Here is a 22650-nt window from a genome sequence, read left to right as displayed (position 1 = left end):
TCTCCTTTAATTAAGAAAAAACGTGGCTAGGAAACCACGTCTTTTTATTAATCTGTTTGTTTTACAGTGTGATCATCTGAAGTATCATTTCCCGTGGTCGGATCTTCCTTTTCATCATCATAAACCTCAGATACCTGTCGATAATAATTGTACACACGAGAGACAATAATCTTCAAGACAGCATAGATTGGAATACCAAAAATCACACCCCAAAGTCCCCAAACAGCACTTGCACCAATCAACAAAAGAATAGTAGTGATTGGGTGTAATTCCAGTTTGTTCCCCATAACATATGGGCTAATCAGTCTTGTTTCAATTAATTGCTCAATTGAAAAAACAACTAATATTTTAACTAACATTGAAAATGACGTCATTATCCCAATTACAATAACTGGAATAATTGCAATCATTGTCCCAAAATATGGAATTAAATTCAACAAACCTGCTAAAATTGCTAGCGCATAACCATATGGTAAACCAATGATACTATAGCCGATAGTAAACATGATCCCCACCCAGAAAGCAACTGTAATTTGACCACGGATATATGAAGCTAAAGCATAATTGATATCATACAAAAGCTTGCTAAAACTTGCTTGCCAGCGCTGTGGTGCGAATTGCGCAATATATGGGCGTAATTGGTGACCATCTTTTAACATAAAGAATAAGATAACCGGTGCTGTAATTAAAGTCATTGCAATCATGGTAATGATGCTAACAGCTGAAGAAATACTGCTCAAAGTATTATTAAATGCATCTTGGCCCGACTTAAACAGGGTTCTTTGAGCATTTGAAATCATTTTATCCAAATTCCCGCGCACTGAATGTAAGCGTGGGTCTCTCAATGCTTCTTGCGTGCTATTTACCGCATCATTCCAAATACGTGGCCAGTTCTTAACCAATGAGTTGATCTGTCCTTGAACGATAGGAATGATCGTGTTAATGATCCAAATTAATGCAACAACTACGAGAATAAATAGTACAACAATTGTTACTGTCCGCGGCACACGCCATTTTTTTTCAAGCCAGTCAACAACAGGATTCATAATATAATATTGAATCACTGCTAATAAAATTGGTGGCAAAATCGCATTAAAGAATGCCCAGGCAGGGTTTAAGACAAAAGAAATCTTGTTGAACATCCAAATAATTAGGAAGAACAACAAGAGATTGAACAAAATAATACTAAAACGATTATTTAAGAACCACTTTTCAAAAAAAGTGACTCTTTTTGTTTTTCTTTTATGATCCATTAACTAATCCTTTAAATATGTTCATAGACAATGTCATCATCTACTCTAAAGTTTGGCATTGCTTGGTCAACATCCGGATCAAAATAGATCGCATTAGCAAGTGGAGTCTTTGGAACAGGACGATTGAAGAATAATGTTGCATGTCCTAAAGCCTTCATATTACTTTCAACCATTGGGCCAACGTAATTTGCTACATAAGTTTGGCCATCAACTGTGATTGTATCGCCCTTCTTGAAAACAAAACCACTTACTGAAGTCTTAGTGTCAAATTTTTGAACAACTGAAACATCTTTCAGATCATCATTGGCACCTTCGCCAAATAAAATTACCATACCGTCTTTAGAATCGACAGCTTTTTTACCAATTTTTTCAATAGTTGCAGTCCATTTCATAATAATCTTCTCCTTAACTCAATTTTAGCATAATAAAACCGCTTAACAAATTAACCACTCATTTTTTTATTTAGTTATACTATTTTTACTGATAATGATGCTTTTAGAGAATAATGAAAACGGTTATAATTGTTTTGTATATGTAGAAAAATGGAGGGATTTTATGAAAGTTTTAATTGGTGGTTACACTAAAAAGACTTCAAAGGGTATTTACGAATTTAACTTTATCGGTGCTGATGAATATGCTCATTTAGAAAATAGTAAAAACATTATTGAAGTAGGCGGTCCAACTTATTTTCAAAAAGATGATAATTTAGTTTTCGCGGTTACCAATGCTGGTGATAAGGGCGGTGTTAGCGTCTTTAAAGCTGGTGCAAACGGCTATGAAAAAGTCGATGAATATTTAACCCCAGGTTCATCCCCTGCTTACATCGGCATTAACCGTAATAAACATTTGCTCTATACCGCTAACTACCATACTGGTGTAATTAACGTCTTTTCATATTCAGAAGATGGAAAATTAGCATTGCTTGCAAGTGATACTCATACTGCCAAAAGCATTGGCCCTCGTCCAGAACAAGCAGATGGTCCTCACCCACACTTCTTTGACGAAACCCCTGCTGGAAATTTAGTTTGCTGCGATTTAGGTAATGATACTGTTGATTTTTACAAATTTGACGGCAAGAAATTAACTTTAGCTGCAAGCTATAAGAATGAAGCCGGTTTTGGCGATCGTCACATTGCTTTTTCAAAAGATGGCAATTATTTCTACGTTGCTGGTGAATTATCAAGTAAAGTTAACCTTGTGAAATTTGACGAAAATACTTGGAAATTTGAAGATATCGCAACTTACTCAACTATTCCAAGTGACTGGGATCAACATAATGGCGTTGCTGCTATCCGCATTTCAAAAGATGGTCGTTTTCTTTATGTTTCAAATCGCGGTAATGATTCAATCGTTGTTTTTGCAATCAATGATGATCATACTTTAAAGCTTGTACAGCGCATTTCAACTTTTGGTGAATTTCCAAGAGACTTCAACTGGGATAAAAGTGAAAAATATGTAGTTGCTGCTAACCAAAATTCTGATAACGCTACTCTCTACCTTAGAAATAGTGACGACGGAACTTTAAGTCCTATTCAAAAAGATATCCAAGTTCCTGAAGGAACCCGTGTTGAATTTGAAGAATAAATCTTGCTAAATTAACCTAGTCATGTCCTAATCATGGTCATGACTTTTTTTATAAGGTAAAATAAAGAAGTAGAATGGAGATGATGCGGGTGAATCAAAAAGTAATGCGAATTCTACTCTTTATTCTTGGTGGCATTCTGGGCATACTTGTATTATATAAACTTTATCTTAGCTACTTACCAGAGATACAACTGCTTTTGCACTTTAATTCTAAAAATGAAGCTCTACTAATCAAAATGGTCCGTAGTCACGGCATTGAAGATTTATGTTTCTTATTTATTCTGAATGTGATTTGCGTGGCAGTTCCTGGTTTGTCTAACGGGATCTTTTGCGTTTTAAATGGCATCCTGTATGGTCCGGCAACTGGCTTTATCGTTAATTGGATCAGTGACGTTTTAGGACAAGTTACGTTGCTATATCTTTTGCAAAAATTATATTCACCAGAAAAACTGAAAAAGAGCAAGATCTATAAATTATTACGCTCACAATCTTACCCACAACTTGCCTTAACAATCGCTTACGTTATTCCATTTATTCCAAGTGCAACTGTTAGTTATGTCAACGTCTTACTCAACAAAACCAAAAAAAGTCGCATCATTCCAATTGCAATCGGAACAATTCCCTTTGCTTATCTGTACGCCTATGGTGGCGACTCAATCTTACACTTAGACGCCAAACGTTTAATTACTACTATCATCTTCATTGTAGCAATTGCTCTTATTGCCGTTTTAATTTTATTTATTACTAAAAAAATTCGTGATCATCAAAAAAAGGAAGCAGTTTAAACGACTACTCCCTTTTTCTTTGATTAACTTATTTAATTTTTAACTACGTAACTCTGACTTGTTTCATCAAAGACAAAGCTTTGTTTTTTACTATTTGAAACTAAATCAATCTGCTTATATGGGAACTTATAGCCCAATTGTTTAAGTTCAATCCGCCATTCATTTTTGAGCATTTTAACTTCATACAAGTTTGCTTCACCGTCTTCATAAGCAAAACTTTCACCATCATCTTGATAATGAACATAAGAAGAGTGATCGCCGAATAATCTAAAAGTCATTAAATCATGCTTTTTAAGCTCAACGTGACTGGCATCTTGATCCCATGGCAAAATAGTATTCTTTTTAATAAACAATGGTAAATCTGCTAATTCTGCTTTAACCAAAATAGTGTTTTGGCCTGTATATTCAGCACCTGTCCAAAAGTCTAACCAATTTCCTTCCGGTAAATATACTTGTCTAGTAGTTTGACCTTCCATTAAAACTGGAGCAACTAATAAGTCATTGCCGATCATATATTCATCATTCATATTTTGAACATTTTTATCATGAGGATAATTTAAAATAAGCGGCCGCATAACTGGCAAACCTGTTTTACTTTCATGATAGAAACGATCATAGAGATATGAAATTAGATGATATCTTAATTTCAAATATTTACGGTAGATTGACAATGTTGGCTCACCAAAAGCCCATGGTTCTTGAGCACGAGTTCCAACTGCAGCATGATTTCTCAATAACGGACTAAAGATTCCAGCCTCAATCCAGCGCGACAACAGCTCGGGAGTACAATCCGCACCAAAACCACCAATATCAGTCCCAGCAAAGGCAAAACCACTTAGACCTAAATTACATAATTGTGGCACCATCATTTGAATATGAGTCCAAAGACTTTGATTATCACCAGTCCAAACAGTCGTGTATTTTTGACTTCCTGAATAAGCAGCACGAGTAATTACGTATGGACGCTTATTGGTCAATTTCTTCAAACCTTTATAAGTAGCTCTTGCCATGTTATGACCATAGACATTATGCATTTTACTATGATTTGCTTTTTGATCTTCATCATAGAAGACAACGTCATCTGGAAATGGACCCTTAAATGAGGCGGGTTCGTTCATATCGTTCCAAACACCGCAGGTACCTAAATCAACTAAGAATTTAACGTTCTTACTCCACCAATCACGCACTTCTTTACGACCGAAATCTGGGTAAACAGCGTCTCCTGGCCAAACTTCATTCACATAAACCGTACCATCTGGGCTCTTAGCAAAATAGCCTTTTTCAAGACCTTCTTTATAAACCCAATAATCCTTATCAACTTTTACGCCAGGATCAATAATTGGCATCACTCTAAAGCCTTTATCAGCAAGTTCCTTAATAAAACTCTTAGGGTCTTGGTAGGTATCCTTGCGCCAAGTAAAGACACGAAAACCATCCATATAATCGATATCAAAATGTAAGACATCGCAAGGCAAATCGTTACTTCTCAAACTATCAGCGATTCGGCGAACTTCATCTTCGCTTACACTATAGCCCCAACGAGATTGTTGATAACCTAGCATCCATTTTTGAGGAAGTGGAACACGACCGGTTAAGTAAGTATAGTTAGTGACAATTTCTTTTAAAGTTTTACCACCAATAATGTAGTAATTCAGTTGTCCGTCTTTAGCCCCATAGAAATAGTAAGATGAGCTTTCCTTTCCTAAATCAAAGTGGCTCTTATAGGTATTATCAAAGAATAAACCATATGGATACCCGTCTTTGACTCCGATTAAAAACGGAATTGACTTATAAAGTGTTTTAAAACTTTCAACTTGTGGCTCAGGATTGTCTGTATTCCAGTTGTCGTATTCATAACCACGCTTGTTTAAAAAGCCGGTCTTATCGCCTAAACCGTAGAATTGTTCATCTTCAGCAAGTTGCTTAACCGCAAGAACAGGATAATCGTCTTCATCGCTTAACTTGTGACCTTCTGATGCCGCTAATTTTTCCTGTTCTGGATTAATCCCGCGATCAAGTTTAATTCTCTTGCCGCGATAATCAAGAACTAATGGATGTTTTTTATTATCATATACATCCACATGTAAATCTTGATCTATTTTTAATTTAAGTATTGATGTTGATATGATTAAGCCATCATTTGTTTCTTCTGTTTTAACATCGGTCTTGATTCTCTTATCGCCATCAATAGCATAAGAATTACTATCTTCTTCAAAGACTCTAATAATTTCCGGAGTTAGTACATCTAGTTTTAACTTCCTTTTTCCACTTTCTAATTCAAAAAGTTGTCCATTTTGTGAAAATTTCATTTTTACCTCTTACAAGGAAAAGTCTGAGAATAAATCTCAGACTCTTCTCAAAATTATTAAATTAAGTTAGCTTCTTTCAATAGTTGGGCTACCCATGTCCGCTTAATCTTCTTCATTCCAGCCTTAACAGCGAGCTTTTCAGGCAATGGCATTTCTTGGTCTTCTAACTTCTTCTTATCAGACATGTAGTACATTGCTCTAAGCAATTGACGAATATCAAAGATAGAGTCGAATACTTCTGGCACTCCGCGGTCAACATTGAACAAAGTATAAACAGCTTCCATCGCAGTTCTGACAGAATACTCAGTAGTAAAGACTGTATCTCTAGTTGGACTTTCTGCAAAGTTACCAATAAATGCTAAGTTAACAGAACCCTTTGGAACAACTGCTGGACGATCGCCATCCTTACGAACCATGAAGTAACTTGTGATATATGGCATGTAAACAGGAACAGTATTCATGTTTTCTTCGCTTGCAAGTTCTTCAATCTTATCCTCTGGAACGCCTAAGTGGTAAAGCATTTCTTCAGCGATTTCCTTACCAGTACAATCAACTACTCTCTTCTTAATGTAGTTACCTTCAGTATCTGAATACAAAGCGTAAATCCAAACAACAATTTCATTCGGCTTTTGACTCTTGAAGTGTGGTTGACGGTGAATAGTAAAGCTAAGACCCCAGTTAGAATCCATAACTGTGATAATACCACCAGTGTTTACACGACCATCATATAAGCTGCGCTTAGTTAAACGCTCAAAGTATGGAGCAGTCTTCTTGTTCTTCAAAGTTGCAGTTGCAGAGACAAACCAACTACGTTCTGGAATGTTTTCACAGAAGACATCTGGATGACCGAATGCTGGATCTTGTGCAGCCAAGTTTTCCCATAATTTCCATGAACTACCTTTAGCATGAGTAATAGGAGCTGGAGTATTTTGACCACCATAAGTTGAGCTTTCAGTGATTGAGCCATTTGTTACAAAGACAATGTCATCACGGCTTAAAGCAATTTCTGCATCTTTACCATCTTTTTCAGTGATGATCTTCTTAGCAATCTTTTCTTCGCCTTCGTGATCGACTTCAATGTTTCTTACATGAACATCATATTGAATATCAACATTGTGATCCTTTAAGTAAGCTAAGACTGGCTTAACCATTGATTCGTATTGGTTATATTTGTTGAACTTCAATGCAGTAAAGTCTGGCAAACCATCAATGTGGTGGATAAAGCGCATTGCATAGCGGCGCATTTCAATCAATGAGTGCCACTTTTCAAAGGCAAACATTGTTGACCAATATGCCCAGAAATTAGTTTCAAAGAATTCGTCACTGAAGTAATCTTCAATAGTTTCACCTTGAAGTTCACTTTCAGGAGTCATAATCAATTTAACAATTTCGTTAGCACACTTGCCTAGTCCATATTGTCCGTCACTAGGTAAACGATTTCCGCGCTTATAAATCAAGCGACAGTTAGATGAGTTAGGGTCTTTTTTATCCAACCAATAATATTCATCTAAGTATGATGCACCAGGTACTTCCAAACTTGGAATTGAGCGATACATATCCCATAAGCATTCAAAGTGGTTTTCCATTTCACGTCCACCGCGAACAACAAAACCAGCGTTAGGACGATCAGCCCCATCTAATGAACCACCTGCAACAGGTAATTCTTCCAAGATGTGGATCTTCTTACCATCCATATGGGCATCACGAATTAAGAAAACGGCAGCAGCTAAGCCTGCTAGTCCACTACCAATGATATAAGCCGATTTATTTTCAACGCCTTCGGGCTTAAGAGTATCAGCAAAGGCCTCATAATTACCATTTGAATAATACATAAATATCCTCTTTTCTGATTACAAAAACGCATTTCTTAATTCCCATTGTATTAAAAGCGGTTTCAATAAGCAACGATTTAAGAGAATAATTATAGTTTTTAAAAATAATAGTAATACAAAATAAAAAAAGATAGATTTTATAATCTATCCCATAATTGTGCCATATCTACTGGATCTTTAATTTTAAGTTCAACATTTTCACCGCTAAACGGATCTTTAAAAGCTAAATAAAAGCAGTTAAGTGCCTGACGCGGAAAAACATTGGAACCGCCATATAAATCATCCCCATACAAAGGATGTCCCATAAAGGCCATATGCACGCGAATTTGGTGTGTCCGTCCTGTTAAAAGCCGTAATTCCACTAAGCTCGCATTTACTTTTTGTTTTAAAACTCGATATTCAGTTTGCGCACTCTGACCATCCGCTATAACGCTACGCTTGACTCCATCAGTTTTTTTACCAATTGGCTGATCAACTACCCCTGTTAATTCATCTTCAGCAAAGTTTCCTTCAACGATCGCATGATATTTTTTAATAAAATGGTGCTTATCTAACTTACTAAAGCGAGCATGTGCCACTGCATTTTTCCCAATTAATACTAAACCAGAAGTATTACGATCTAATCTAGTAATGACATGCGGCTTCAATTCTTTTTCACCGTTTCGCTCAAAATAACCCATCACACGGTTAACTAAGGCATCATCATCTTCATAACGGGATGGAATTGATAAAACACCAGCTTCTTTATTAACCACCAGATAATTTTTGGTTTCTTTCACAATCTCAATTGGATTGTTTGAGGGATGCAAAAAGGGATTGTCTTTTTCTTCCCCGGTTAAAAAGATAACCTCATCATTCACTTTCAAATGATAACTAGTGTAGCGACGTTTGTGGTTAACAAAAATACGCCCATTATTATTCTTAGATTTATTAATGGCTTGTCTTGAAAAACCATTTTTCAACAAAAAAGATCCTAATTTTTTGGGATCCTTTTCTTTTACTGTTAATTTAAAGATTGTCATTATTTGAATCACTAATAAATGAAGTTTTAACTCTTGACCAGAAATGGTGGTGACCAAAACGATCAAACTGAATTGAATGCTTAGAAATTCGATAGGTGATTTTTTTGGCATTCCTTAAGTCATTTCGCTCGCCATCAATTGTCATGACGAAGTGATCAGTATTCGGTACAATGGTAATCCATTGATCTGGTGCAATTACAATTGGTGAAGATAAAGTTCTAAACACACGGTTATTGATCGACGCAATTTCTGTCATCTGCAATGCCTTTAAACGAGGATGAATAACTGCACCGCCTAATGACTTACCATAAGCAGTGGAACCTGTCGGTGTTGATACACACAAACCATCACCACGGAAATTTTCAAATGGCTCATCATCAATATAAACGTCAGCTTCCAAAGTATGAGACACCCTTTTAACAGCCGATTCATTTAACGCCAAAAAATGCTTGATTTCACCATTCTCAGTTTCCATTGATATTTCCAAAAGTGGATATTTAGCAGCTTGCGCATCATCGCGGGACAAGGCATCCACCATTTTTTCAATATCGTAATTACGCCAATCTGTATAAAAACCAAGGTGCCCAGTGTGAACACCAATAAAACGAATTGAATCAACCTGATTTTCGTAGCGGTGGAAAGCATTTATCAAAGTACCATCTCCACCAACAGTGATGACAATATCCGGATATTTTTCGTCTAAAATAAAGTCTTTTTCTTTCAGTAATTCTTTAATTTGTCCGGCCACTTCCAAAGTCAGAGGCTTGTTATTATGAGCGACAGCTACTTTCATGATTTTTCTTTACCCTTATTCTTTGTAAAAATCTTCTGGGCTTCTTGAACTTCATCCTTAATTGAAGACATTTCCTCATCAAGTTGATATGCGGCCTCAGCAGTAGATTTAAGCCGAGCAGAAATATCATCTGGGTATTCACCTTTATATTTGTAATTCAAAGTATGTTCTACTGTAGCCCAAAAATTCATAGCTAAAGTTCTAATTTGAATTTCCGCAATTAAAGTTTTAGGCCCTTCAGGAAGATAAACAGTGTAAGAAATCACCATATGATAGGAACGATAACCAGATGGCTTGGCATTTTGAATATAATCCCGTTCTTCTACAACTTCCATATCATCGCGAGCATGAATTAAATCAACCACTTTATAAATATCATCGACAAATTGTGTTACGATTCTGATTCCAGCAATATCTTGCATATCAGTTTCGATTACTTCTGGACTGATCACACGACGTTGCATCTTTTCTTTAATCGAATCAACTGTCTTCACTCTGCCAATTACAAATTCGATTGGAGAGTGTTCCCCTTTGGTTAAAAAGCTTTGTCTTAAAGAACGAAATTTGATTTTTAGCTCTCGCACCGCTTCGGTGTAAGGCCATAAGAAGTTATCCCAATCTAAATTCATAATAAAAATTCCTTTCCTAAACACATTGATTTTAACATATAATTATAAGGAATAGATGGAGTGAATAAAAATGAGCAAAAATCGTGAAATTGAAGCAAAAACTATTTTAGATAAAAACGTTTATAAAGAAATGAAGTCTGCCTTTCCAATTAAGTCTAACTTCATTCAAGAAAATTATTATTTTGATACGCCTAATAAAATTTTAAAAGAACATAAAATTAGTTTACGAATCAGAATATATGCCGATCATGCTGAACAAACAATGAAAGTTCCTGACCTTAGACCTATACAAGAAAAATTCCATGAAGTAATCGAAATTAATGATGATCTTCCTTTGGATAAGGCAAAGGAACTCGTTAAGCAAGCTAAAGACAAGAACATGTTTACTTTTCAAGGTAATATTGGTCAATATTTGAGTAAACATTTTACAAACCAGCAGAAGGACTTACAGCTGTTTACTTGGAGTAAAACAAACCGTACTTTATCTACTGGACCAAAAGATTGTGAATTAACTTTAGACGCAACTTCATATCCAGATGGGTATTCAGATTATGAGCTTGAAATTGAAAACACTAATCCAGCTCTAATCAAAGAAGTTTTACTAAAATTAGAAGCAGATTTTGGTTTTAAACAAACTGTAGAAAATACCAATCAAAACAAAATTGCCAGAGCAAGTATCCATAGAATCTAAAATCAAGTCAAATTCGTTGTCTGTTTTTAAGTTTCTTGCTAAAGTAATAACTGAGATATTCAGTTAAGCGAGGTTATTGATATGTTTGAGATTTTTCTCTTCATTAATCCAATTGGCATCTACTGCTACGATATTGAAAGAAGAATTCAAAGAACTATTGACGAATTGGACATTGAAGTTTCTTATCATCTTGTGCCGATTGCGAATGTACACATCGTTCAAGACGACATGATTAGACGCAAACGTAACGCACAAAAGTTGTGCCAATTTTCTTTCTATACTTTGATCACAAATAAAGCATTAGAATATTACCATGCAATTAGGTTTACTAATGGTAATAAAAAAGCCAGGGATTTTCTTTTAGAATTACAAAATCAGTTGAATGAAAATACGATTGATCATAATTATTCTGACTTGTTCAGTACAGCAATAAACAATCTGAAGATCAATCCTAAGTCTATTCAATCGTTGAAAAATAGTAATTATATTAAAGAATCAATTAAACAAGATCAAGAACTCGCTGCAAAATGGGATGTTAAAAAAACACCTACTACGGTAATTTTTAATGAGAATGATGCTAGTCAAACTGGGATGTTAGTTGAAAACATGATTACTCATGAAGAACTAATCAACTTATTTATGCCAGAAAATGAGGCATATCAACCCAAACAATTTAATGAAATGTTTACAGGTCATCTGCGTCTAATTTAGGCGCAGGGCCTTTTTTGTTACACAAATACTTACTCACCCCATCAATTTCACCTGGCTTACGAAATTGGCTAAAGACTTTGTCTGGCAGATCATCAATATTCATTCCTAATTCATAAAGTTGACTCGCAATTTTATGTCCTAAATTAGTTTTTTGATGAATCTGACGCCAAAGATATTGTTTTTGATCATTTTTATTTAACTGGAAGATTTTCTTTTTCGCTTTAAAATGCCAAAATTCATTGATACCACATTCATCTAAAGAAAAAATTTTAGTTTGATAAACCAAATTTCGTGTCATTGGCTCTTGCCAAATATTGTATTTCAACTGCAGAACTTGTTTTTGTGGATTCACCTCAAGATAATATGTACCCCAATTTTTGTTTTCTCTAAAAAAGATTAATTGCGTCTCTTTAAGCTGCTTATTCAGATAATGACGCTTTCCAACAATCCATAAATCTAATATTTTAACTTGCTGATATAAATTGTGCCGGTGAATAAATTCACGTTGACTCAAAGGTGCACACTGTACTTCAATTGCCAATTTTTCAGAAATTAAGACATCCGCTCGAATACCACCATCAGCTAGCGGAACCTCAACTTTAGCATCGAACCCAGCTGCAGTAAAAGCGGATTTCAGAAGCATCTTAGAATTATGATGCTCTTCTTTTTCACCATATTGTGATCTACATTGTGCCAAATGTTTAAAAAACGCGCTCTTGCTCTCAGAAATAATCAAAATCAATTTTTTGTGGCATTGTGGACATCGATAATTTTCATAATTCAACTTTTTCTCATTATTTCGAACTAAATTTGCCTCATCAACTGCCAAAACTATTCTTTTATTTAATAATGCTGCATACATTTTATCGCCCATTATTAAATACGAAAAAAGAGCAAGATTTTACTCGCTCTTTCTCTTTCTTTACTTTTTCTTAAAAATTACTTGATGTTAGTATCAAAATATCTACGTAAAGTACCTAAAGCATCACGTTGAATGATCAGTTTGCCAATTTCTTCAATTGTTTCCATATCATCAGAGCTAATCTTGATACCAAATTCATTAGCAATTGCCCAAGCATCAGCAGGTGTTAATTCCGCAAAATCATCATTAACAAATACCAATTTCATAAAATATTGTCCTTTGTATAAATACAAGCTAGAAGCAATATTATCTGATCTCAAATTATCTGCTAATGCTGTTGCTAAACCTAAATCATCGAACTTATAGCAATGAGTATCTTGGAAGTTCCAATAATCTTCTTCATCTTCTGCATTCAAAAATGAACTATGCTTAACAACTTGTCCTGGATCAATTTCTGTTTTCGGGTCATCTTTTGGATCTAAATCAAAGAAACTTCTTCTAGAATCCTCATCTTCTTCATCGTTATTATCATCGAAGTCACTTGAACTGAGCATTTTCTGCAGCTCTTCAGTATTTCCACTATTAACTTTAGTAATTAGCACATCTAACCCACTACTATTTGGCATCACTTGAAATGAAACTGGAGCATCCTTTGTGAAAGTATGGTCAGTATCAACTTCTGACAAAATTGAATAGAAGAATTGTTGAATCTTGTCTCTATTTCCAAGTAAGTCAAGAACCTTTAAGCCTCGCTCTGCAAGTTCATCATTGTTAATACGAACCCGAATTGTATTTTCATCAATTCGTTTAATTTTCATAGATTTTCACCTCCATAGTTATTTTCCTGTTATTACAATAGTACACTACTTTTCAAATAAAACAAAAGTGTTAGTCTTTAATTTTTTTGAAAGAAAAAGAAAATCAGAATTTCCATTTCTGGAAGTTCTGATTTAAATATATTAATTCTTACGACGCTTGCGTTTTCCATAGCCTGATAAACCTAACAGAGAAATCAAATTTATCGCTGCACCTGCAACTGTTGCTTTAGTAGTATCATCTTCACCAGTTTGTGGAAGAGTATTTTCTTCAGGATTATTAGTTGTTCGAACTGGTGAATCAGGTACTTCAGTATTCTTTGCTACTGTAGCGTGAGGCACAACAGTAGTTGACTTAGTCTTCTTAGTATTATCTACTGATGCATGAGGAGTAGGAGCTGGCGTATCTGGAGTATCCGGTGTTGCCGGTGTTTCTGGATGTGGAACTACATTTTCAGGTTCTTGTGGAGTCTGTGGTGTAGTTGGGTTAGTTGGAGTTTCTGGTGTTACTGGATCTACAGGACCGGTTGGTTCTTCTGGTTTAGGTGTTGGCGTATCTGGTGTGTAAACAACTGGAGTATCTTCAGTTGGTTTTTCTGGAGTTACAGTTGGAACGCTTGGCTTGTAACCAGGAACATTTGGTACAGGTTCATTGGGTACTACTGCTGTTGGATTGGTTGGATCATTATGGTAGCTAGGAGTTGGTGCATCTGGAATTGGAGTTTTACCATCTGGACCAACTGGAATAATCTTGCCAATCTTCTTGTAAACAACTTTGAATACCTTATTACGTTCTTCATTAGAACCGGTGTTAGTTGCAACAAAACCACCTGCAACGTACTTGCCGTCGTTATTAGTGTAACCAGATACCGCAACGTAACCATCGATTACTGGAACTTCTTCTGCAGTAAAGTTGTGTGAAGTTTCATTCCATGAACCTTGCTTAGTAATTTCACCAGTTACAGTATCTTTAGTATCACCGGAGTAGGTGAATTCTGCAGTTTGCTTCTTTTCTTCACGAAGAACATTACCTTGGTCGTCAACGTATTGAACAATTTGAGAAGCCGGAAGATTTTGCTTGTTAACAACTTCTTCACCGTTCTTAGTATAAGTTACAGTAATGTTGATGTCGCCACTGTCTTTAGTCAAACCAGTAATTGCGGCAACGTTTGTGCCATCAGCGTGATCAGAAACATTAGTTACGTGATAACCTTTTTCAGTTGGTGAAGTTACACCTTCAAATGAAGTTTTGTCACTAGTCCAAGTGATTTGTGGTGTAGCGGTGTTACTTTCATCAATTACCCAGCTACCATTTTCTTGCTTAGCGTTTACTAATTGACCGGTAACTGTATCAACATAAGCAACACCAGTAAATGTTGCAGTTTGTTTAGCATTTGCTGGAACAGTTCCAGTAAATTGAGTACCGTCCTCATTTACGTAGTTAACAGTTAAGTTAACCTTCTTAGTTAAATCAGTTGGGTTAACAACTGTCTTACCATCTGGAGTCTTTGGTACTTCAGGAGTAGGAGTTTCTGGAGTAACTGGCTTTACACCATGTTTGAAGTGAACTTCAAAAGTGTTTTCGTCAGCATTGTCTTGGTAGGTCTTATCAGCTGAGAAGTTGTCAGATACTAAAACATATCCTTGCTTTTCATAGTCTGCAATTGATGATGTAGTTGAGTAATCAATCTTGTCACCAACAAAACCAGTAAGAGAATCTGTCTTCAAAGTACTGTTGTTAGTGTCATCAATGTAAATAACCTTACCAGTAGTATCTTTAGCATATTCAAAAGTTACTACATATTTATAAGGAGTATATTTCCCCTTAGTTGCACCATAAGTAGTTCTTAAAGTGTAACCGTTGATTGTCTTAGGAGTTGCTTCCCATTCACCAGCAGAGTACCAGTGATTTTTATTGTTAATACCATTGTTAGTTTGATCTGGGTTGTTAGGATTACCTGATAAAATATCTTCTGAAGCTAATTCATTACCATTTTGATCAACATACTTAACAGTAACATCCTTATTTGGTACCAAGTTAACTGAAGTTGCTGCTTCATTCCAGTTGTAATAGTCAGTATTGTAATGGTAATTAAAAGTACCTACATAAGTGTAGCCTTGATTTTCATACTTTTTAGCTAAGGCATCAACTTTGGCTTCAACATCACCATTATCATGCTCATATGTTAATCCTTTAGCGCCTGTTAAGTTAAACGCATCAGCTGGATCGATGGTGCTCCATTGAGGTCCAAAGTATTCCCCGTATTGTGCACCAGAACCTTTTTCTTGCTTAGGGTTTGGATTATCCATAACCTTCTTGTATTTGAAAGTTACAACTTGATAATTGTAATTACCCAATGATTGAACATTATTATACGTGTCAATGAATGTAGCATCACCTACTAATTCATATCCAGGAATGTCAATTGCGTGAGCCAAGAATTTCGACGGACCAATTGCGGCCTCATCCCCTGCTTGATATTCAAGACTTGCTGTAGAGGAAGTATTTGCACCAACAGATGATGATGACAACACTTCACCGCTATCTTCATCAACATATTTAATTAAGATTGGAGAAATTGGTGCATACTTTAAAGTAACATTTGCATCTTTACCATTTACGTATGCAGTATTTCCTTCCATTCTGAAGTTTTGTTCCAAGACTTCTGGATTTAACAATTTATAACCGGTTGGTGCAACACCTAAAGAATAAATTCTAGTGCCATCTTTGACATCTTTAAGACTTAAAACACCATCTTTAAAGTTATAATCCCAAACAGAATTGGATGTTTTAACTTTTCCATCCTTGCTGGCGACATTATTTGCTGTGATAGTGATGTTGTAAGTCTTATTAACATCATCTTTAGCAGTTTCTTCGACTTTTTTATTATTAGTAATTACTGGAGTATTTTCTTGAGTACTACCTTTTTCAGCATTAGCACTTTTATCAGAAGATTCTTGTTCAGTCTTCTTTAAATCAGTATTAGCAGTCTTATCTTCTACTTTAACCGCATCTTCTGAGATCTTATTGTCTTGCGCAGGAAGTTCTGTAGCTGAAACCTCTACATTTTTAGCTACTTCAGCCTTAGCTTCTGCATTTTCGCCATTTGTCTGTACTTGTTCAGAAGATTGAGTCGATTGATTTTGATCTGTTTTATCAGTTTGTTCAGAAGTTGTTTCGGTATCTTTTACTTCATTGGTGACAAGTGTGGTATCAGAATTACCATCAGCTTGGTCAGCGTGTGCCATATTACTACTATTTGCTAACCATAAAGTAGTTCCTAATAACACAGATGTCGTACCTATTGTTAGTTTGCGGATTGAAAAATGCTGTTTTCTTTCCGCAACCGCATCTTTAATTTTCATTACTCTATACCTCGTGTTTTAATAACCTCTGTTATTTTCTCTTCGATTTTATAATAACACACATTATTTAATTTGAAATAAAAAGAATAAAAAAATATTAGCAGTCAAGCTAATATTTTATTTTATATTCAGTTGTTATTTTATAGATCTGCGATCTTTTGCGCTTCAGCCAATTCAAGTCGACGAACTTTTCTTGGTAAAAAGCGACGAATTTCATCTTCGTTATAACCGACTTGTAAGCGACGATCATCCATAATGATCGGTCTTCTTAATAAATTAGGATTCTTTTCCACGAGAGCAAGTAACTGATCAATTGATAAATCGTCTAAATTGATCTTTAGTTGTTGAAAAGCTCTTGAGCGGGTAGAAATAATTTCCTCAGTACCATTTTCTGTCATACGCAAAATTTGTAAAATTTCACCTTTAGTTAATGGTTCTGAAAAGATGTTTCTTTCCCTGAAAGGAATACTATGCTTTTCGAGCCATGCCTTTGCCTTTCGACATGAGGTACAACTAGGAGATACATATAAATCTACCATATAATTTCACGCTCCTTAGAACAAATAATCGTATACAACATTTACCATACATTAAGTATAACACGCTTACTTTCTTTTTGTAAGTTATTTAAAAATAATCTTTACTTTTCCATCCATCTTTATCTTACTTAGAAATCGTGAAGAAAGTATGAATTAATTTTTGAGAAATTGTAAATCTATTAAAAAATTAAAAAGAACAAGATGAAATTTTTTCACCTTGTTCTTTTTAATTATTTTTCAAGTTTAGCCATGAAATCTTTAACTAACTTTTCGTTATCGTCAGCAGTTTCTGATACAAAGCAAGCTTGGTTAGCTAATTCCTTAAGATCAGCAGTGTTTAACTTCTTCATTAAACTTCTGATTCTTAAGATTGAAGTTGCACTCATTGAGTATTCATCAAGTCCCATTGAAAGTAAAATTGGGAACATGATTTCATCACCAGCAGCTTCACCACACATACCAACCCAAATACCATTTTCATGGGCACCATCAATAGTGTGCTTGATTAAGCGAAGTACTGATGGGTTATATGGTTGATATAAGTATGAAAGACTGTCGTTTCCACGGTCAGCAGCCAATGTGTATTGGATAAGATCATTGGTACCGATTGAGAAGAAGTCAACTTCCTTAGCAAATTGATCAGCAAGCATAGCTGCAGCTGGAACTTCGATCATCATACCTACTTGAAGATCGTCACCAACTTTAACGCCATCCTTGATCAACTTATCTTTTTCATCGTTCAAGATTGCCTTAGCTTTACGCAATTCACCCAAAGTACCGATCATTGGGAACATAATTCCTAATGGACCGTAAGCAGATGCACGAAGTAAAGCTCTTAATTGAGTACGGAAGATGTCCTCGTTTTGAAGTGACAAACGAATAGCACGAACACCTAAGAATGGGTTCATTTCTTCAGGTAGGTCCCAGTAATCGAGGTGCTTGTCACCACCGATATCCATGGTTCTGATGATAGTTTGCTTACCATCCATACCTTCAATAACTTCTTTATAAGCTTCAAATTGAGCATCTTCAGTTGGGAAATCAGAAGAATTCATGTATAAGAATTCTGTTCTGTACAAACCAATAGCTTCAGCACCATTTTCATGAACACCTGGCATATCGTTTGGAGTACCAATATTAGCTGCGATGATAAACTTCTTGCCATCGGCAGTTACAGATGGTTCATTCTTGAGCTTTTGCCATTCAGCCTTTTGTTCGAGGAAGGCGTCACCCTTGTGCTTGTATTCGATAACTTGTTCTTTACTTGGTTCAATAATTGCTGCACCATCAAGACCATCAACGATCAATTCTTGACCATCTTGTACATCCTTAGTGATGGAATCAGTACCTACAACAGCAGGTAATTCAAGTGAACGAGCCATAATAGCTGAGTGGGCAGTACGACCACCAATATCAGTTACAAAGCCCTTAACATACTTCTTGTTAAGTTGTGCAGTATCACTTGGAGTTAAATCGTGAGCAACAACAACAACTTCGTGATCAATTGAAGCTGGGTTTGGTAAAGTCTTACCAAGTAAGTGAGCCATAATACGCTTTGAAACGTCACGAACATCAGCAGCACGTTCTTGCATATATGGATTATCAGTCATGCTTTCAAAAATTGAAATGAATTTTTGAGCAGTTTCATCTAATGCAGCTTCTGCATTAACCTTTTGATCCTTGATTTCATTTTCGATAGCACCAGTAAATTCTGGGTCATTTAAAATCATCAAGTGTGCTTCAAAGACTTGTGATTCTTCTTCACCTAAAGTCTTCTTAGCAACGTCACGAATATTTTCAACTTCAGTAGTTGAATCAGCAATAGCTTGCTTGTAACGAGCTACTTCTGAATCAATATCGCTGATTGAGGATTTAGTAAATGAAAGATCAGGCTCAACAAGAAGATATGCTGGAGCAACGGCGATACCATCACTTGCAGCAATTCCGTTTAAAGTCTTGGTCATTATTCAGCTAAACCTTCTTTTTTCATAGTGTCAGCAATTGCTTCCAAAGCATCCTTTTCGTCGTCACCTTCAGCAGTGATAGTAACGTCAGCATTTTGACCAACACCAAGTGACATAACGCCCATGATTGACTTCAAGTTTACAGACTTGCCGTTGTATTCCAAATTAACGTCTGAACCAAACTTTGAAGCAGCTTGTACCAACAAAGTAGCTGGACGTGCGTGAATACCAGTTTCTGCAATAATATGAAAATCGCGTTTTTCCATTTTGAATATCTCCTTTTATTTCGAAAAAAATTAATCGGTAATAATTACCCATTCGGATAATAGATTATCATTTTTTTACTGTTTACACAACATAAATGTAACAGTTTTCATCATTTAGTCATCACTATTAGAACCGGTATAGACAATGCTGCCCCCTCTTTCGGCGCGACCGGTAATATTCTGTCTCTTGCCATAATCTCGCAATACTCTTTGAAAATCAAAAGCATCTTTGGGTTCAACACGGTACTCTTTAAGTTCTCCACTAACTAATTGATCCAAAATTTTTTGATAATCCATCTTATCACCACACTTCAAAATTCTATAATTAATTCCGTTAATATACTAGTTTATATACTACCAAGTCTTTAAAATCAATATTTTGTAATGAATTTTACCATTTCTAAAATATGTGCCTTATAAATTTCTAACTTTTATGGTAGAAAAATACAAAGATTCAAAAATTAATTTCTTACAAAAAATAAGCTTTTTCAAGACTTAGCACTTGACTTTATCGAGTGCTAATCATACAATTTACTCAAGTTCAATATGAAAGGCGGTTAACAATATTGATTTGTGAAAATTGTCATGAGCGACCTGCCTCCATTCATTTATACACAACATTGAATGGCCAAAGTCGTGAAATTAATTTATGTCAACAATGCTATCAAGAACTTAGATCTAATCAGAGAAATTCAGGTAATAACAATATGAATAACGATAATAATGAATTTTTTGGCGATTTTGATGAGCTATTTAACGCCTTAAATGGAAATAATCGAAACGCTGCAAATAACAATCCAAACCCTCAAGACCCAAGAATGCAAATGGGTGGCGGCAATGGCAATGCTGGTAACGGTAGACGTTCTCTACTTGACCAATATGGTACTGATTTAACTGCCCTTGCAAAGAAAGGCAAAATCGATCCAGTTATTGGTCGTGATCAAGAAATTGCCCGTGTCATTGAAATTTTAAACAGAAGAACTAAAAATAATCCAGTTTTAATCGGTGAAGCTGGTGTTGGTAAAACTGCTGTTGTTGAAGGATTAGCTCAACAAATCGTTGACGGTTCTGTCCCAGCTAAGCTTCAAGATAAGCGAGTTATTGCTTTAAATGTTGTTTCATTAGTTCAAGGTACTGGAATTCGTGGTCAGTTCGAGCAAAGAATGGAACAGTTGATCAAAGAATTACAAAGCGATCCTAACATTATCCTTTTTATCGACGAAATCCATGAAATTGTTGGTGCTGGTAATGCTGAAGGCGGTATGGATGCCGGTAACATCATTAAGCCTGCTTTGGCTCGTGGGGAACTCCAATTAGTTGGTGCAACTACTATTAAGGAATACCGTGAAATTGAAAAAGATTCTGCTTTAGCAAGACGTTTCCAACCAGTTGAAGTCAAGGAACCTTCAATTGACGAAACTATCAAGATTTTGAAAGGTATCCAAAGACGTTACGAAGATTACCACCATGTTAAATATACTGATACTGCTGTTGAAGCTGCAGCCAAGCTTTCATCTCGCTACATCCAAGATCGTTTCCTTCCAGATAAGGCCATTGACTTGCTAGATGAAGCCGGATCAAGAATGAACTTGACTATTCCTTACATTGATAAGGAAAAGATGCAGGAGAGAATTGATGCAGCTCAACAACTTAAGCAAGATGCTTTGAAGAATGAAGATTACGAAAAAGCAGCTTACTACCGTGATCAAATCGAAAAATACGATAAGATGAAGGATCAAAATGTTGATCCTGATAAAGCACCAACTATCACCGATAAGATCATGAATAAGATTGTTGAAGAAAAGACCCACATCCCTGTTGGCGATATTCAAAAACAAGAAGAAGAGCAATTACAAAACTTAGCTACTGATCTTGAAGGTCATGTAATCGGTCAAGACGAAGCTGTTCAAAAAGTTGCTCGTGCAATTCGTCGTAATAGAATTGGTTTCAATAAATCTGGTCGTCCAATCGGTTCCTTCCTCTTTGTAGGACCTACTGGTGTTGGTAAGACTGAACTCGCTAAGCAACTTGCTAAGCAAATGTTTGGTTCAGAAAATGCGATGATTCGCTTCGACATGTCTGAATACATGGAACAATATTCAGTTTCTAAATTAATTGGTTCAGCACCTGGTTATGTAGGCTACGAAGAAGCTGGACAATTGACAGAGCAAGTTCGTCACAACCCATACAGCTTGATCTTACTTGACGAAATTGAAAAAGCTCACCCAGATGTAATGAACTTGTTCCTTCAAATCCTTGATGATGGTCGTTTGACTGATTCACAAGGTAGAACTGTATCATTTAAAGATACAATTATCATTATGACTTCTAATGCTGGTCAAGGAATCAAGAATACAAGTGTTGGTTTTGCAGCTGAAAATAATGAAGAAGAAAAAGAATCAGCTAGAAATTCAATGACTCAATTCTTTAAGCCAGAATTCTTAAACAGACTTGATGATGTGATTGAATTCAATGAGCTAACAAAAGAAGACTTAATTGAAATTGTAGATTTAATGCTTGAAAATACCAACAATATGGTTAAGGATCAAGGCTTACACATTGATGTAACTGAAAAAGCTAAGGAAAAGCTTGTTGATGAAGGCTTCAACCCAACAATGGGTGCTCGTCCACTTCGTAGAACTATTCAAGAAGAAATTGAAGATAAAGTTGCCGACTTCAAGCTTGACCATCCTGCAAGTAAGAACTTGTTAGCTGATAACATCGAAGGTAAAGTCGTGATTAGTGACTTAGACAATTCAGAACAAGATGCTGAATAAGTAAACACTAAACAAACGATAAAGAAAGAGGAAAACATCAAAGCTTTTCCTCTTTTCTTTTACATTTTTATAAACTAATTTTACAATTTAGGTTATACTAAAATTGAGGAAGAAAGTAGAGAAACAGGTGAATTCCATGCACTTAATAGACGTAACTAATAGTTATTCAGAATTAGTTCATAGTCAATTGAACACTACCGATGCAACTTACGTTAAGGTTTATTCTTTAGGCAATACTTCAGTCATTTACACTGAAAGTAATAAAGCCATTGGAATTGCTTTAGAAAATCACGATCGAAGAATTCGTGAAAATGAAGTTGAATTCGTAATTAAACGTTTAGTTAAAAATCACGATACAACTTATACTTTAACCGTAGACAATAGTCGCCGTGTCGTTGAAGTTCATATTGATAAATAAACAAAAAATAAGCCGGATTAGCGTCCGGCTTATT

Annotated in this window: 20 protein-coding genes; 6 read left to right on the top strand and 14 right to left on the bottom strand. The window is 35.6% G+C overall.

The genetic code is table 11. The features are described 5' to 3' along the window. Positions 1–47: 47 nt before the first annotated feature. Both FC46_RS00635 and FC46_RS00630 read right to left on the bottom strand, forming a co-directional pair. Complete coding sequence (locus tag FC46_RS00635) at positions 48–1253, bottom strand: AI-2E family transporter (protein ID WP_057797105.1); 1206 nt, start codon at positions 1251–1253, stop codon at positions 48–50. 11 nt (positions 1254–1264) lie between these two features. Beyond that, positions 1265–1645, bottom strand: coding sequence for a PTS glucitol/sorbitol transporter subunit IIA (locus FC46_RS00630; RefSeq protein WP_057797104.1), 381 nt, complete (start codon positions 1643–1645; stop codon positions 1265–1267). A 163-nt stretch (positions 1646–1808) separates the two neighbouring features. Here FC46_RS00630 and FC46_RS00625 point away from each other — a divergent pair, with 163 nt between their 5' ends. Together FC46_RS00625 and FC46_RS00620 are read left to right on the top strand one after the other, a co-directional pair. Beyond that, entirely contained in the window at positions 1809–2837 is a 1029-nt protein-coding gene (locus FC46_RS00625; RefSeq protein WP_057797103.1) for a lactonase family protein, read from the top strand. Between the two features lie 89 nt (positions 2838–2926). Then, entirely contained in the window at positions 2927–3622 is a 696-nt protein-coding gene (locus FC46_RS00620; RefSeq protein WP_057797102.1) for a TVP38/TMEM64 family protein, read from the top strand. A 32-nt stretch (positions 3623–3654) separates the two neighbouring features. Here FC46_RS00620 and FC46_RS00615 read toward each other — a convergent pair whose 3' ends face one another. The 5 genes from FC46_RS00615 to yjbM all read right to left on the bottom strand — a co-directional run bounded on the left by FC46_RS00615 (position 3655) and on the right by yjbM (position 10207). Next, entirely contained in the window at positions 3655–5931 is a 2277-nt protein-coding gene (locus FC46_RS00615) for a glycoside hydrolase family 31 protein (protein ID WP_057797101.1), read from the bottom strand. A gap of 56 nt (positions 5932–5987) precedes the next feature. Beyond that, on the bottom strand, positions 5988–7763 hold the full coding sequence (locus tag FC46_RS00610) for an oleate hydratase (RefSeq protein ID WP_057797100.1): 1776 nt from the start codon (positions 7761–7763) through the stop codon (positions 5988–5990). Positions 7764–7900: 137 nt separating this feature from the next. Then, entirely contained in the window at positions 7901–8788 is an 888-nt protein-coding gene (locus FC46_RS00605; RefSeq protein WP_057797134.1) for an RluA family pseudouridine synthase, read from the bottom strand. Continuing rightward, on the bottom strand, positions 8772–9578 hold the full coding sequence (locus tag FC46_RS00600) for an NAD kinase (protein WP_057797099.1): 807 nt from the start codon (positions 9576–9578) through the stop codon (positions 8772–8774). Before FC46_RS00600 ends, FC46_RS00605 begins: the two co-directional genes overlap by 17 nt. Continuing rightward, positions 9575–10207, bottom strand: a complete 633-nt coding sequence (yjbM, locus tag FC46_RS00595) for a GTP diphosphokinase (protein WP_057797098.1) — start codon at positions 10205–10207, stop codon at positions 9575–9577. Before yjbM ends, FC46_RS00600 begins: the two co-directional genes overlap by 4 nt. Before the next feature lie 70 nt (positions 10208–10277). On the opposite strand from yjbM, the gene FC46_RS00590 reads away from it, so the two are divergent. After that, positions 10278–10898, top strand: coding sequence for a CYTH domain-containing protein (locus FC46_RS00590; RefSeq protein ID WP_057797097.1), 621 nt, complete (start codon positions 10278–10280; stop codon positions 10896–10898). 81 nt (positions 10899–10979) lie between these two features. Continuing rightward, the gene (locus FC46_RS00585; RefSeq protein ID WP_057797096.1) at positions 10980–11609 is read left to right on the top strand and encodes a DsbA family protein; all 630 of its coding nucleotides are present in this window, start codon (positions 10980–10982) and stop codon (positions 11607–11609) included. Here FC46_RS00585 and FC46_RS00580 read toward each other — a convergent pair. From FC46_RS00580 to FC46_RS00550, 7 genes are all read right to left on the bottom strand, one after another. Then, entirely contained in the window at positions 11584–12471 is an 888-nt protein-coding gene (locus FC46_RS00580; protein ID WP_057797133.1) for a competence protein CoiA, read from the bottom strand. The genes FC46_RS00585 and FC46_RS00580 overlap by 26 nt on opposite strands. A gap of 77 nt (positions 12472–12548) precedes the next feature. Then, positions 12549–13289 carry an adaptor protein MecA gene (locus FC46_RS00575; protein WP_057797095.1) on the bottom strand — a complete coding sequence of 247 codons (741 nt, stop codon included), beginning with the start codon at positions 13287–13289 and terminating at the stop codon, positions 12549–12551. 141 nt (positions 13290–13430) lie between these two features. Then, positions 13431–16652 carry a mucin-binding protein gene (locus FC46_RS00570; protein ID WP_057797094.1) on the bottom strand — a complete coding sequence of 1074 codons (3222 nt, stop codon included), beginning with the start codon at positions 16650–16652 and terminating at the stop codon, positions 13431–13433. A gap of 140 nt (positions 16653–16792) precedes the next feature. Beyond that, positions 16793–17191, bottom strand: a complete 399-nt coding sequence (spxA, locus tag FC46_RS00565; RefSeq protein WP_057797093.1) for a transcriptional regulator SpxA — start codon at positions 17189–17191, stop codon at positions 16793–16795. A gap of 230 nt (positions 17192–17421) precedes the next feature. Beyond that, positions 17422–19155, bottom strand: a complete 1734-nt coding sequence (ptsP, locus tag FC46_RS00560; protein ID WP_057797092.1) for a phosphoenolpyruvate--protein phosphotransferase — start codon at positions 19153–19155, stop codon at positions 17422–17424. Further along, on the bottom strand, positions 19155–19421 hold the full coding sequence (locus FC46_RS00555; RefSeq protein ID WP_057797091.1) for a phosphocarrier protein HPr: 267 nt from the start codon (positions 19419–19421) through the stop codon (positions 19155–19157). The genes ptsP and FC46_RS00555 overlap by 1 nt, the downstream gene beginning before the upstream one ends. Before the next feature lie 114 nt (positions 19422–19535). Further along, positions 19536–19718: a hypothetical protein gene (locus FC46_RS00550; protein ID WP_057797090.1), complete on the bottom strand. Its 183-nt coding sequence runs from the start codon at positions 19716–19718 to the stop codon at positions 19536–19538. Positions 19719–19987: 269 nt separating this feature from the next. Here FC46_RS00550 and FC46_RS00545 point away from each other — a divergent pair, with 269 nt between their 5' ends. Further along, the gene (locus FC46_RS00545; protein WP_057797089.1) at positions 19988–22198 is read left to right on the top strand and encodes an ATP-dependent Clp protease ATP-binding subunit; all 2211 of its coding nucleotides are present in this window, start codon (positions 19988–19990) and stop codon (positions 22196–22198) included. Between the two features lie 136 nt (positions 22199–22334). Then, positions 22335–22616, top strand: a complete 282-nt coding sequence (locus tag FC46_RS00540) for a DUF1827 family protein (RefSeq protein ID WP_057797088.1) — start codon at positions 22335–22337, stop codon at positions 22614–22616. Positions 22617–22650: the final 34 nt, after the last annotated feature.

The sequence above is a fragment of the Lactobacillus kalixensis DSM 16043 genome (assembly GCF_001434335.1).
Classification (GTDB): domain Bacteria; phylum Bacillota; class Bacilli; order Lactobacillales; family Lactobacillaceae; genus Lactobacillus; species Lactobacillus kalixensis.
Note: the sequence above shows the minus strand (reverse complement) of the source record. Positions and strands in the feature narration are given on the sequence as shown.